General features: G+C 64.1%; 12 protein-coding genes and 1 pseudogene. 5 read left to right on the top strand and 8 right to left on the bottom strand.

Annotation, left to right across the window (positions count from 1 at the left end; translation table 11 throughout):
- Positions 1 to 58 precede the first annotated feature (58 nt).
- On the top strand, positions 59 to 1516 hold the full coding sequence (gene cysS / locus DVDV_RS19965; RefSeq protein WP_075356340.1) for a cysteine--tRNA ligase: 1458 nt from the start codon (positions 59 to 61) through the stop codon (positions 1514 to 1516).
- Between the two features lie 116 nt (positions 1517 to 1632).
- A complete protein-coding gene (locus DVDV_RS19960; protein ID WP_075356339.1) occupies positions 1633 to 2367 on the top strand; it encodes an MBL fold metallo-hydrolase in 735 nt (244 codons plus the stop codon).
- 80 nt (positions 2368 to 2447) lie between these two features.
- Here DVDV_RS19960 and DVDV_RS19955 read toward each other — a convergent pair whose 3' ends face one another.
- The 8 genes from DVDV_RS19955 to DVDV_RS19925 form a co-directional block, all read right to left on the bottom strand.
- Positions 2448 to 2606, bottom strand: a complete 159-nt coding sequence (locus DVDV_RS19955) for a BFD-like (2Fe-2S) protein (RefSeq protein ID WP_075356338.1) — start codon at positions 2604 to 2606, stop codon at positions 2448 to 2450.
- 333 nt (positions 2607 to 2939) lie between these two features.
- Positions 2940 to 4274: a DNA repair protein RadA gene (gene radA / locus DVDV_RS19950; RefSeq protein ID WP_075356337.1), complete on the bottom strand. Its 1335-nt coding sequence runs from the start codon at positions 4272 to 4274 to the stop codon at positions 2940 to 2942.
- 1 nt (position 4275) lies between these two features.
- Positions 4276 to 5331, bottom strand: a complete 1056-nt coding sequence (locus DVDV_RS19945) for a DUF3426 domain-containing protein (protein WP_075356336.1) — start codon at positions 5329 to 5331, stop codon at positions 4276 to 4278.
- 61 nt (positions 5332 to 5392) lie between these two features.
- The gene (hpt, locus tag DVDV_RS19940; RefSeq protein WP_075356335.1) at positions 5393 to 5911 is read right to left on the bottom strand and encodes a hypoxanthine phosphoribosyltransferase; all 519 of its coding nucleotides are present in this window, start codon (positions 5909 to 5911) and stop codon (positions 5393 to 5395) included.
- Between the two features lie 38 nt (positions 5912 to 5949).
- Positions 5950 to 6417, bottom strand: a complete 468-nt coding sequence (locus DVDV_RS19935; protein WP_075356334.1) for an N-acetyltransferase — start codon at positions 6415 to 6417, stop codon at positions 5950 to 5952.
- On the bottom strand, positions 6414 to 6713 hold the full coding sequence (locus tag DVDV_RS23620; protein ID WP_254845460.1) for a TlpA disulfide reductase family protein: 300 nt from the start codon (positions 6711 to 6713) through the stop codon (positions 6414 to 6416). The genes DVDV_RS19935 and DVDV_RS23620 overlap by 4 nt, the downstream gene beginning before the upstream one ends.
- Positions 6713 to 6886, bottom strand: coding sequence for a hypothetical protein (locus tag DVDV_RS23615; protein ID WP_254845459.1), 174 nt, complete (start codon positions 6884 to 6886; stop codon positions 6713 to 6715). The genes DVDV_RS23620 and DVDV_RS23615 overlap by 1 nt, the downstream gene beginning before the upstream one ends.
- Before the next feature lie 85 nt (positions 6887 to 6971).
- Entirely contained in the window at positions 6972 to 9383 is a 2412-nt protein-coding gene (locus tag DVDV_RS19925; RefSeq protein ID WP_075356333.1) for a homocysteine S-methyltransferase family protein, read from the bottom strand.
- A gap of 197 nt (positions 9384 to 9580) precedes the next feature.
- Here DVDV_RS19925 and DVDV_RS19920 point away from each other — a divergent pair, with 197 nt between their 5' ends.
- The 3 genes and pseudogenes from DVDV_RS19920 to DVDV_RS19910 form a co-directional block, all read left to right on the top strand.
- On the top strand, positions 9581 to 10609 hold the full coding sequence (locus DVDV_RS19920) for an RNA polymerase sigma factor RpoD/SigA (protein ID WP_075356332.1): 1029 nt from the start codon (positions 9581 to 9583) through the stop codon (positions 10607 to 10609).
- 77 nt (positions 10610 to 10686) lie between these two features.
- Positions 10687 to 12390, top strand: coding sequence for a tetratricopeptide repeat protein (locus DVDV_RS19915; protein WP_075356341.1), 1704 nt, complete (start codon positions 10687 to 10689; stop codon positions 12388 to 12390).
- A 1-nt stretch (position 12391) separates the two neighbouring features.
- Positions 12392 to 12742, top strand: a pseudogene (locus tag DVDV_RS19910) (hypothetical protein); the annotation flags it as partial.

Below are 12742 nucleotides of genomic sequence, written 5' to 3'. Positions count from 1 at the left end.
TGGTTGACTTTACAACTCCCCTTTGCAAAGGGTGAGGACTTTTTGACGGGAGGCGAGGATGCAGCTTTATAACACCATGACCCGGGCCAAGGAGCCGTTTGTTTCCCGCGTGCCGGGCAAGGTGGCCATGTACGTCTGCGGGATCACCGCCTATGACCTGTGCCATATCGGGCACGCCCGGTCCTCGGTGGTCTTCGACGTGCTCGTGCGCTATCTGCGCCACATCGGCAACGAAGTGAAATTCGTGCGCAATTTCACCGATGTGGACGACAAGATCATCAAGAAGGCCAATGCCGAGGGCGCGACCTCCACGGAAATCGCCGACCGCTATATTGCGGCCTTTTACGAAGACATGGACAAACTCGGCATCCTGCGTCCCGACGCCGAACCCAAGGCCACGGAATATATCGGCGAGATGGCTGCCCTGGCCCAGCGCCTCATTGACGCCGGCCACGCCTACCGCACCCCGTCGGGCGACGTTTATTTCCGGGTCCGCTCCTTTGCGGGCTACGGCAAGCTGTCCGGGCGCGACGTGGAAGACATGCGCTCGGGAGCCCGGGTGGCCCCTGGCGAAGAAAAGGAAGACCCCCTGGATTTTGCCTTGTGGAAGGCCTCCAAGCCCGGCGAACCAGTCTGGGAAAGCCCGTTTGGCCCGGGGCGTCCCGGCTGGCACCTTGAATGCTCGGCCATGAGCGAAAAGCTCCTCGGCATGCCCATCGACATCCACGGCGGCGGCCAGGATCTGATCTTCCCCCACCACGAAAACGAGATCGCCCAGAGCGAGGCGGCCATCGGCGGCGAGTTCTGCCGCTACTGGGTGCATAACGGGTTCGTGCGCATCAACACGGAAAAAATGTCCAAGTCGCTTGGCAACTTCGTCACCATCCGTGACATCTACGCCCGCTATCTCCCGGAAGTGCTGCGCTTTTTCCTTTTGTCCTCCCAGTACCGAAGCCCGCTCGATTATTCCGACCAGGGCCTGGACGAGGCGGAAAAGGGCATCAAGCGCGTCTACGCCGCCAAGGCTCAAATGGAGCAGGCGCTGACCCGGGCCAAATGGAGCGAGACGAAACTCCCGGCCGATGTGCTCGAGGAATTGGCCCGGCACGAGGAAGGCTTCACTGCGGCCATGGACGACGACCTCAACACCGCCCAGGCCATGGGCCATGTGTTTGGCGTCGTCCGTCTGGCCGGCCGGCTGATGGACGACAAGACGCTTGGCAAGAGCCGGGAGACGGCCGAGGTTCTGCGCCGCATCCTTGACGCATTGGCCGTCTGGGCAACCATCCTGGGTGTGCTTGGCAGCGACAGCCAGACCTTTCTGGCCGAACTCAAGGCCTGCCGCCTCACCCGCCTGGGCATTGACGCCGGCCGGATCGACGGGCTTGTGGCCGAACGCCAGGAAGCCCGGAAGACCAAGGATTTCGCCCGCTCCGACACCATCCGCGACGAATTGGCCACTCTTGGCGTCACGGTCATGGACACCGCGACCGGACCGCAGTGGGATGTTGCCTAGTGTCGTGTCCTCGAAAATCCAGGCAGCCGAAAGACAGGCCTATGGTCCACGCCGCGAACACTCTTCTAAAAAAATACGCTCGTATTTTTTTAGGGATGCCGCGCTAGCCTGCCGCCATGCCGGCCCGCATCGTCTACATTCACCACGACTGCTTTATCCTGGAAGCGGGCGGCGCAAGCCTGCTCTTTGACTACCCCGCTCCCAGCTATCTGCCCGAAGCGGCGGCCCGGGCCGCCGCTTCCCGCATTGCCGGCTCCGATCTGACCATTCTCGTCTCCCACAGCCACGACGACCATTTTGACCCCAATATCCTGGCGGCCACGGCCGGGGCGGCCTCGCGCCGTTTCGTCGTGTCCGACGACGTGGCCGACCTTTACGGTGCCGTCCTGCCGCCGGACGCCGTGGTCATGGAGCCGGACATGATCCGGGAGATCGGGGGTATCGTCGTGGAAGCCCTTGAGAGCAACGATATGGGGCTGGCCTACCGCATCGACGTGGCAGAGCTGGCCGTCTATTTCGGCGGGGATCTGGCCTTGTGGGACTGGCCCGGGAACTCGCCGGCGGCCAACCGGGCTGTGGGGATGTCCTGGCGGCGTACGCTGGCCCGTCTGGCCGGACGGCCGCTGGACGTGGCCTTGGCCAACATGGACCCGAGGCTGCCGGGAAACCTGTCCGGTGCGCCGGAACTGCTGGAACGCCTGCGCCCCCGGGTCTTCGTGCCCATGCACCTGGGCGGCCACACCGAGTATATCGGGCAATACGCCGATCGGCTCGCCTGCCCCGGAACGACCCTCTTCCGCTATGCCCGACCGGGCGACAGCCTGGAGATCGAGGCCGCAGCGACGGCCTGACCGGCGTTTCCTTAGAAACCGGGAAGACCGCCCTGCCCCCTCCTCCATGCCGCCGCCACCTGGCGGACATCAGGCAGGCATCAACGGCCTTTGGGATTTTTTTGGACGCATTGGCAGGCCCCGAACGATTTTTCCGCCGCGATCCGCTCCAGGATGGTGGAGCGGCCGGCGTTCCGGGTCAGATCGGTCTCGATGTCGGCCACGGTGTAGCCAAAGCAGAAACACACCTGTTCGCTCATCGCCACTCCAGTTGCTTTCCGCGACGTTTCGTCCACCCGGATGCGGCTCGCGACACTCCGATGTGCTGTCCCGGTCCACAGCCGACCGGATCACCAGCCATCGCCAAGAACCTCATTACAAATTTCTCCCTTTGCAGGGGTCCGGAGGGATCATCCCGGCCGCCGGAGCAACGGTGGTTCCCGTCAAGCTCAATAACCAACCTTCGCGTCTCGACTTGGCAACGCACCCGGTCCAATCAAACTTCCCCCAGGTGGGATTCCAAAGGGCTCAGCCCTTTGGCCGCCGGAGGCACTCTTCCTCTTCTATTCCCTCTTCTCTCTTCCCTCGCGCTCTCAGGAAAAAAGCAGCCGGGCCAGATCGCCGAGGTTATCGGCCTTGGGCCGGCCCTTGCCGCTGTCCGGACCGATGATGGGACCGTAGCCCAGGCGTTCGGCCTGTTTGAGGCGCGTGTCCTGGGCTGCGGCCGGCCGAATGCGGCCGGACAGGTCCACCTCGCCCCAGAACACCGCTCCGGCCGGCAGGGGGCGGTCGTAAAACGAGGACAGGACCGCCGCGGCGATGCCGAGGTCCAGGCCGGGGTCGGCGATTTTGAGGCCGCCGCCGAGCTTGGCGTAAATGTCGGTCTGGCCGAGGTTCAGGCGCAGGCGCTTTTCAAGGACGGCCAGGAGCAGATGGAGCCGGCCGACGTCAAGGCCCAGGGCAGCCCGGCGCGGCATGGAGAGAAAGGACTTGGCGGCCAACGCCTGGACCTCCACGGCAAAGGGCCGGCGTCCTTCCATGGCCATGACCACGGCCGAGCCGGACACGGCCGGGTCCCGGTCACCCAGAAAAAACGTCGAGGGATCAGGCACTTCGCACAACCCGGCCTCGCGCATCTCCATGACCAGCAGCTCGTCGGTCGGGCCGTAGCGGTTTTTAAGCACCCGCAGGATGCGAAACAGATGGCGGCGTTCGCCTTCGAGGTAGAGCACCGTATCGACCATGTGCTCGAGCAGCTTGGGACCGGCGATCTGGCCGTCCTTGGTCACATGCCCGACCAGGACCAGACAGGCGTCGCCGCGTTTGGCTGCTTCCACGCAGGCTGCGGCCACGGCCCGGACCTGGGACACGGACCCGGCCGCGCCTTCGACGCCGGCGGCGTGCATGGTCTGGACGGAATCGAGGATGACGAGGTCTGGCGCGGGCGTCCCGCCGAGAATCTCCACGGTGGCCCCGGCGTCGGTGGTGGAGGCAGCCAGCAGGCCGTCGTGGAGCACGCCCAGCCGTTCGCCCCGGGACTTGAGCTGGGGCAGGGATTCCTCGCCGGAGACGTAAACCACCCGCCGCCCGGCCGCAGCAGCCAGACCAGCCAGTTGGAGCAGCAAGGTGGATTTGCCGATGCCCGGTTCGCCGCCAAGGAGCACGGCCCCGCCCGGGGTCAGGCCGCCGCCCAGCACCCGGTCCAGGCCTTCGATGCCGGTGGCAAAGGGTTTGAAATCCCCGCCCGGGTGATCCCCCAGGACAATGGGCAGCCCGGACGGCAAGCCGTCCGGGCCGGAGGTGCGGGCTGGCCCGATCTTTTCCACCAGGGTGTTCCAGGCCCCGCACCGGGGGCATTGGCCGCGCCAAGTGGGGGCCGTGCCGCCGCAATCACTGCAGGCGAAAACCCGTTTCGGTTTGACCGCCATGCTACTGCCGGGGCGGGTCCTTGGCGTCAACGACCTTGACCCCGAACTCCTTGACGGTCTCGGGCGGATCGAAAAAGACCATCATGAAAGGCACTTCGCCAGCCGGGGCGATATTGGTGTTGTTGGTGAGCACACCGACCTGGGAGGCTAGGGCGTTTTTGAGTTCGTCGCGGGTCATGACCTGCAATTGAAAAAGTGAAACCGTATTGCCGGCCAGTTCTTCCTTGGCAATGATCGTCCCGCCCTTGTCGTCAAACAGGCTGGCCTCAAGCTTGATCATTTCCTTGGGCGACTTGAAATTGTTGACGGCCTTGCCTTCGATGACAAAGAGTTGCCCGGCCTTTTCGTTGGACACGTAATACTGCCGCACGTTTTGCAGCATGATGTCCTTGACCTTGGCCGTCTCCTCAGGCTTCTGGGCGGCCGGCGCACCAGGGGTCGCGGGGGCGGCCGGCTTGTCGGCAGCAGGCTTGGCCGCATCAGATGCCGGGGCAGCGGTTTCGGCCGCCGGCGTCTGGGCTGCGTCCTTGGCGGCCTTTTTGCCGGGCCACAGATCCAGAAAATAAACCGCCGCCAGGGTCGCGGCCACCAGGACAACCAGAACGCCGCCGAGAATCAGAACCCGTTTGCGTCGCTCTTTTGACGGTCGGCTGCCCGGCAGGGGCAGATCAGCCACATCGTCGAGGCTGAATCCCGGCTTGATCGGGCCGCCCGGGAAATCGTCGTCCTGATCCGGTTCCGGCTCGCGCCCCTTTTTGGAGGCTGGAGCGCCGTCGTAGGATTCGGAGTGAAAGAGTCCGGCCGGGATGTCGTCGTCGGGCATGGCCGCGCCGGGACCGGGACGGTCCGCGCCGCCGGCCGCGCCAGCCCGGGGCGGCGTGGGGGCCAGGTCGTCGGGAAAGTCGAAATCCGTCAACCCGCCGCTATCCGGCAGGTCCGGCGGATCGACGTGAAAAACATTGCGGCACTTGCCGCAGCGCAGCTTGGCTCCGGCCGGGCCGACCTTGTCGTCAGGGAGTGCAAACTTGGCCTGGCATTTCGGGCATTGTACAATCATGGTATTTTTTCCCACGCCGGTTGCGGTTTTTGGCCAACCTATGCAATTTCAAGGCCATTTGCTACCGGATCAATTCGTACACGCCGCGAAGCCGCCGCAACCGCTCCCCGATGTCCATGCCGTAGCCCACCAGGAACACGGGGGGGGCAGCGAATCCGACAAAATCCACCGTCACCGCCGCCTCGCGCCGGTACGGCTTGTCCAGAAGCGTACAGACCTTGAGGCTGGCCGGCTGGCGCTTCTCAAGCATATTGGAGAGATAGGCCAAGGAGCGGCCGGTGTCCACAATGTCTTCCACCAAGAGCACATGGCGGCCGGCAATGTCCGTTTCCAGATCCATGAGAAAACGCAGTTCCCCGGGAGCCACGCCGTCGCCGTAGCTGGCCACCCGCACGAAATCCAGGTCCGGGCAAAAATCCAGCGCCCGCAGCAGATCAGCCATAAACGGCAACGCACCCTTGAGCACGCCCACCATGACCACATCCAGACCGGCATACTGGGCCGATATTTCCCGTCCCAGTTCGGCCACGCGGGCAGCGATCGCCGCCTCGCTTATCACTTCACGCAACGTCTCCGACATTATTCCCCGCGTTGTTTGTTCTGAAGTCGTCAAGGGCCCTACATTTCCATGAGAAGCGCGTTTTCGTCGCACTCCGGGAACTTGGGGCAATGGATGCAGTCGGCCCAGACTTTCTGGGGCAGCTGCTCCTTCTCCACCGGCACAAAACCGAGGCGCTCAAAAAAGTGCGGCCGGTAGGTCAGGGTGAACACCCGGAAAATGCCCAGGGTCACGGCGTCGGACAGGCAGGCTTCCACGAGCTTGCCGCCCCAGCCCTGCTTCTGGATGGTCTCGTCGACCGCCAGGGAACGGATTTCGGCGATGTCGTCCCAGCAGATGGACAGGGCGCAACAACCGCGAATACCGGGCACATCATGCTCGGCCAGGACAAAAAAATCCCGCAGATGGCTATAGAGCTGGTTAAAGGACCGCGGCAACAGGAATTCCTTGCGGGCGCAGTGCATGAGCATTGCGTGGATCGGCTTGACGTCCTGAATCCGCGCCTTGCGAATGAAAAACTCGCTCATTTCCCGCCGCCGGCAAGCAGTTTGTCGAGCACCTGGCGCAGCATCTCGCCGGGCATGAAGCCGGCATGGTTGAGAGCCTGCTGGCCGGTGGGATCGTAGATGATGGTTTTGGGGATCATGGTCACGCCAAAGGTGTTGATGACGTCGGGATCGGCCAGATGGACCGGAAAGTTAAACGGCGTCTGCTTGACGAAACGGAAGTACTGTCCCTGGTCCTGATCCAGGGAGATGCCGATAAAAACCACCTTGTCGGCGGGATAATGCTTCCTGGCTTCGATGAATTCCGGAATCTCCATCAGGCAGGGTTTGCACCAGGAGGCAAAAAATCAATGACCACCACCTTGCCCTGGGCCGCGACCACGGTGTCGAGAACACCCTGGCCGGTAATGGTGCCGGAATCCTGGGCACTGGCCAGGGACAGCGGCGCAAGCAGGAGCAGCAAGGCGACTATGAGGGGGCGAATACGCAACGGCGTCCTCCACGAAAGCGATTGAGCGGCGCGGCCGCCAGGAGTTTTTACTCCAAAGGCATCGGGCCGCGCCAGTTGTTTTTTCCTAGACGGCGCCGGCCAAAAGCTTGGCCTGGCGCACGGCATCAACGGCATCGGTGGCATAGGCGTCAGCCCCGATGGATTTGGCAAAGGCTGCGGTGACCACGGCTCCGCCAACCATGATCCGGGCGGCAAGGCCGCGCTCGCGCACCAGGCGCACCGTGTCTTCCATACGCACCATGGTGGTGGTCATAAGGGCGGACAGGCCGATGACCGAGGCGCCGTGCTCGCTGGCCGCATCCACGATGCGTTCGGCCGACACGTCCTTGCCGAGATCAATAACCTCGAAGCCGTGGTTTTTGAGCATCAGGCACACGATGTTCTTGCCGATGTCGTGGATGTCGCCCTCGACCGTGGCCATGACGATGCGCGCCTTGGCCGCTCCGGCCGTTTCGACCAGCAGCGGTTCGAGCCGGGAAAATCCCGCCCGCATGGCCTCGGCCGCGGCCAAGAGCTGAGGCAGGAAGAACTCCTTGCGCTCGTAGCGCTCCCCGACGCTCATGATGCCCGGAATAAGCTCTTCGCTCAACAGTTTGGCCGGGTCCCGGCCCTCGGCCAGGGCCGTTTCCACCAGCGCGAGCACTTCTTCCCGGCGGCCGTGCACCACGGCCCGGCGCAGCGGACTCTCCCCGTCATCGGCGGCTCCGGCCGCGGCCACCGTCACCCCCCCGCCGCCCTGGTTCGGTTTCCAGCCGGCATAACGGCCGATAAACCGCCCGGCCTGGGGGTCGCGGCCCATGAGCACCTCACCGGCCGTCAGCGTTTCCATAAGCCGGGGCACATTGGGGTTGGCTATGGCCGCCGCCATGCCCGCCCCCAGGCACATGGCGAAAAAGGTGCTGTTGACGAGCTCCCGGGCCGGCAGGCCAAAGGAGATGTTGGACAGGCCAAGGACGGTGGGCAGCCCCCACTTCTCGCGGCAGTAGCGGATGGTGTCCAGGCAGGCCACGGCGGCCTCGGGCTTGGAGGAGACGGTCAGCGCCAGGGCGTCGACCAAAATGAGGCGGCGCGGGATGTCCAGGGAATCGGCCTGGGCGAGCAGCTCCTCGATGATGGCCAGACGCTCGGCAGCGGTCACCGGCAGCTTTCGGCCTTTAAGCGGCAGCAGGATAAACGGTGCGCCGTGGTCGCGGCAGATCGGCCCGAGCCGTTCCATGCGCCCGGGTTCGCCGCTGATGGAGTTGACGAGCGGCGTGCCCGGATAGGCCCAAAGCCCGGCGGTCAGGGCGTCGGCGTTGTTGGAATCCAGACACAGCGGCAGTTGCTGGCGTTTGACCAGTTCCAGGGCCAGGCCCGGCAGCACGGCCACCTCGTCGACCATGGGCGCGCCCACGTTGACGTCGAGGACATGGGCTCCGGCGGCCGTCTGCTCCTCGGCAAAGGCCAGGGCCTTGGTGAATTCCCCGGCCACCAGTTCGGCGGCCAGCTCGGGCTTGCCGGTGGGATTGATGCGCTCGCCAATAAGCGCCAGCGGGCTTCCCCCGCCGACCGGCACGGTGACGGAGCGGGCGGTGATGGCCAGCACCGGGCGGTCGGGCGTGTCCATGCGCTTGAGGCTGCGGCCGGACAAGGTCGCGGCCAGGGCGGCGATATGGGCCGGGGTGGTGCCGCAGCAGCCGGACAGGGCCTTGGCTCCGAGATCGGCGAACCGGGCGGTTTTCTCGGCAAATTCCTCCGGTCCCATGGGAAAGACGGTGCAGCCGTTTTCCAGACGCGGCATCCCGGCATTGGGCTTGACGAAAAAGGGCGTGCGCAGGCGGCGGGAAAAGGCCTCGCCAACCAGACGCATGTCGTCGGGACCCTGGCCGCAGTTGACGCCGATGAGATCGACACCAAGATTTTCCATGGTGTCGGCAAACACCTCGGGGCTGGATCCGGTCAGGCTGGCCGCGCCCTCAAAGGTCATGCACATGGCCACCGGCAGGGAACAGACCTGGCGGCAGGCCAGGATGACGGCCTTGGCCTCGGCCAGATCGAAATGGGTCTCGCCGATGATCAGATCGCAGCCGCCCTCGGCCAGTCCCCGGATCTGTTCGGCAAAGGCGTCCACAAGATCATGCAGGGAGGCCTTGCCCAGGGGGGCGACAAAATGGCCGGTCGGTCCGACGGAGCCGGCCACGAACACGCCCGGACCGGCGGCCTGCCGGGCCGCTTTGGCCATTTCGCGATTGAGCGCCCGGACGTCCGTGCCGGCCGGCAGTTTGTAGCGGGTGCCGCCGAAGGTGTTGGAGGTGATGACCCGGGAACCGGCCTGGACATATTCCCGATGGGTGGCCATGATGGCCTCGGGGTGGGCCAGACCGAAGAGTTCCGGGGACTGCCCGGGAGAAAGCCCCCGGCCCTGGAGCAGGGTTCCCATGGCTCCATCGAAAATGAGCAGCCCGTCATCGCCAAGCGCTTTTCTGAAATCGCCCACGCAGCCTCCTTATGCCCATCAGCGGTCTCGATGCCGCATCCGAAACGCGGTCCGTCTACTGAAAAACATTGAAAAGGACAAACCAAAACTTTACAGAGTGTGGTAGTCATGCGAGACAGCGCCTTTGCAGCCTCGGGCAGTCTGCCCGGGCCAACCCAAGCGGTGCGACCGCACCTTTAAAACCCGGTCATTATCCGATGGAACTTCAAGACGATCAAGACATTTCCCCGGAAGATACGGACCTGGATCCTGTCGAACCCGAAGTGCTCGACGACGCGGACGACTCCGACGCGGCAACCCTAGACCTCGATTCCACCGACGATTTCCAGCTCCCCGCCCCGCGCAGCCGGGCCGAGGGCTCTCTTTCCACGCGCGATCCCCTGCAGCTCTACCTGCGCGAGATCGGCAAGTTTCCCATGTTAAAGCCCGAGGAGGAACAGGAGCTGGCCCGGCGCGTTCGCGATGCCGGCGACCAGAAAGCCGCCTTCCGCCTCATTTCCTCCCATCTGCGGCTGGTGGTCAAAATCGCCATGGATTTCCAGCGCCGCTGGATGCAAAACGTCCTGGACCTCATCCAGGAAGGCAACGTCGGCCTTATGCGGGCCGTGACCAAGTTCGACCCCGACAAGGGCATCAAGTTCTCCTACTATGCCGCCTACTGGATCAAGGCGTATATCCTCAAGTATATCATGGACAACTGGCGCATGGTCAAGATCGGGACCACCCAGGCCCAGCGCAAATTGTTTTACAACCTCAACAAAGAGCGCCAACGGCTGCAAAGCCTGGGGTTCGACCCCAGCGCCTCCCAGCTGTCCCAGGCCTTAAACGTCACCGAATCCGACATTGTGGAGATGGACCAGCGCTTAAGCGGCAACGACCTGTCCCTGGACGTGTCCCTGGGCGATGACACCACCACCACCCGTCTGGATTTTCTCCCGGCACTGACCCCGGGCATTGAGGAAATCCTGGCCGGCGACGAGATTTCCCAGCAACTGGAAAAACACATCCTGAGCATCCGCCCCAAGCTCAACGAAAAAGAGATCGAGCTCCTCGACAATCGCATTCTCTCCGATTCCCCGGTGACCCTGCGGGAGATCGGAGCCAAATACGGCATCACCCGGGAACGGGTGCGCCAGATTGAATCCCGGCTCCTGGAAAAGCTCAAGGACCATTTGTCCAAGCGCATCGAGGACTTTTCCTCGGATTGGATCCATAAGGACGAATAGCGGCGCGTTTGTCGGACGATCTGCTCCCGGCCACCTGCCGGAGCCACGCGTCCGCACCGCCGCAACGGATGCCGGCCATGCCTGAAGTACGAAAGCGTTTTTCCCCGGCGCGACTGCCGCTTTTCCTGGTACTGGCGCTTTTGCCATGCCTGTTGTCCAATTCCTGCGCCTCAAGCCAACTGGCCCGCAACGCCCATGCCGCGCGCGGCCTGTCCCAGGCGGCAGAGGTCAGCTACCAGTTCCTGGTCTACCAGGATCTCCTGCGCCAGGGCCGCAAGGAAGAGGCGGCCGAGAATCTGGCCGGACTGGCCACGGCCCACCCTTCCCCGGATCTGGCGGTGGAACTGGCCAACCTCTATTGGGGCCAAAACGAGCGCGAAAAAGCCACCGAGATCCTGGAAAAAGCCCGCACGGCCTTTCCCGGCAGCCGGCAGATCGCCTTTTATCTGGCCAACGCCTACCAGATGCGGCGCATGAACGAGCAGGCCATCAAAGTCCTGGAAGTCTTTCTGGCCAGCCATGCCACAGACGAGTCCGCCATCCAGGAACTGGCCTCGCTTTGCATCGATACCGGCCGCCACAAGGAAGCAACAGCCCTGCTCGGGCGCATTCCCGAAGCCAACCGCGACGCCACGGTCTCCTACCTCTTGGCCAAGGCTGCCGCCGGAGCCGGGAACAACAAGGATGCCGTCCGGTATCTGCGGACCGCCGTGGCCCAGGATGCCGGCCTCATGGTGGCCTGGGCCGAACTGGCCGGAATGCTCGAAACCGAAGGCGACCTCAAAGGCGCTCAGGATGCCTACCAGCGGATGCTGGCCCTGGGCGAGGAATCCCCGGAAGTCCGGGCCAAGCTTGTGCGTCTGGCCATCCGCCAGAAAAACCCGGCCAAGGCCGTGGCTCTGCTCAAAGACGGCCAGACCGGCAAATCCCAGTTTCTCGACGCCATGGCCGCCCTGGTCGAGGCCGGCTATCCCAAGCAGGCCAAGCAGGTCCTCGACCTGCTCCAGGCCGCCGAGCCGGACAGCCCGGATCTGCCCTTTTACAAGGCCGTCCTGGCCTATGAAGGCGACAAGAACCCCAAAGCAGCCATGGCCATCCTGGCCCAGGTGGCGACCGACAATCCCAACTATGACAAAAGCTTGAGCTTCCGCGTCCAGATCGCCTCGGAAATCGGCGACCTGCCGGCGGCCCGGACCCTTGTGCGCGAGGCCCGGGAACGCTTCCCGGACCGCCGCGAATTCGCCGGCATGGACGCCGCCCTCAAGGACAAGTCCGGCGACACGGCCGGCGCGGCCAAGACCCTGGAAGACGCCCTGGTCACCTGGCCCGACGACCTCGATCTGCTCTACCGCTACGGCGTGGCCCTGGAAAAGCTCAAGCGCCGCGACGAAGCCAAAGCCGTCATGGAGCGCATCGTGGGCAAAGACGACACCCACCCCGATGCCCTCAATTATCTTGGTTATTCACTGGCCGAGGAAGGCCGCGACCTGGAACGGGCGCTCGGCATGATCGAAAAGGCCCTGGAAAAAGAACCGGACAATCCTTTTTTTCTCGATTCAAGGGCCTGGGCGTTATACAAGCTCAAAAGGATGGACGAGGCCCTGACCACCATTGAAAAGGCCATCGCCCACAAGGTCAAAGACGCCATCATCTGGGAGCACTACGGCGACATCGCCGCTGCCGCCGGCCGCAAGGCCGAGGCCCAGAAAGCCTACCGCAGCGCCCTGGAACTGGGTTCCGAAACGCCGGGGATTGTGAAAAAGAAACTGGAGGCCCTGTAACATGCCGCGACAGGCCCTGCTGCGCCTTCTCCTGCTGGCCGCCCTGGCGATGTGGGTGTCAGGCTGCGCCGGCATCAAGCCGGCCGCACCGGTTGCCGACGAGTCCAAGGCCGTCTACCAGGCCTTTCTGGATGCCCAGGCCCGCCTTGAGCCGGCCCAGGCCTTTTCCCTGTCCGGGTCCCTGAGCTTTGCCCGGGGCGGCAAAAGCGGCCGCCTGAACTACCGCTTCTACGGCAACTTCGCCAATCCCGTGCGCCTGGACCTGACCACGCCCATAGGCGGCGCCTACGCCCATCTGCGCGAGACCGGCGGCGAATTCACCGCCTTTGTCCCGGGCCGCGACACGGTCTTT

Origin of the sequence: Desulfovibrio sp. DV (assembly GCF_001936595.1) — a bacterium.
Lineage (GTDB): Bacteria > Desulfobacterota > Desulfovibrionia > Desulfovibrionales > Desulfovibrionaceae > Solidesulfovibrio.
This window is presented reverse-complemented; position numbering and strand designations above follow the sequence as displayed.

Coding starts and splice junctions, on each gene's coding strand:
- cysS (WP_075356340.1), top strand. CDS start 59: ATGCAGCTTTATAACACCATGACCCGGGCCAAGGAGCCGTTTGTTTCC.
- DVDV_RS19960 (WP_075356339.1), top strand. CDS start 1,633: ATGCCGGCCCGCATCGTCTACATTCACCACGACTGCTTTATCCTGGAA.
- DVDV_RS19955 (WP_075356338.1), bottom strand. CDS start 2,606: ATGAGCGAACAGGTGTGTTTCTGCTTTGGCTACACCGTGGCCGACATC.
- radA (WP_075356337.1), bottom strand. CDS start 4,274: ATGGCGGTCAAACCGAAACGGGTTTTCGCCTGCAGTGATTGCGGCGGC.
- DVDV_RS19945 (WP_075356336.1), bottom strand. CDS start 5,331: ATGATTGTACAATGCCCGAAATGCCAGGCCAAGTTTGCACTCCCTGAC.
- hpt (WP_075356335.1), bottom strand. CDS start 5,911: ATGTCGGAGACGTTGCGTGAAGTGATAAGCGAGGCGGCGATCGCTGCC.
- DVDV_RS19935 (WP_075356334.1), bottom strand. CDS start 6,417: ATGAGCGAGTTTTTCATTCGCAAGGCGCGGATTCAGGACGTCAAGCCG.
- DVDV_RS23620 (WP_254845460.1), bottom strand. CDS start 6,713: ATGGAGATTCCGGAATTCATCGAAGCCAGGAAGCATTATCCCGCCGAC.
- DVDV_RS19920 (WP_075356332.1), top strand. CDS start 9,581: ATGGAACTTCAAGACGATCAAGACATTTCCCCGGAAGATACGGACCTG.
- DVDV_RS19915 (WP_075356341.1), top strand. CDS start 10,687: ATGCCTGAAGTACGAAAGCGTTTTTCCCCGGCGCGACTGCCGCTTTTC.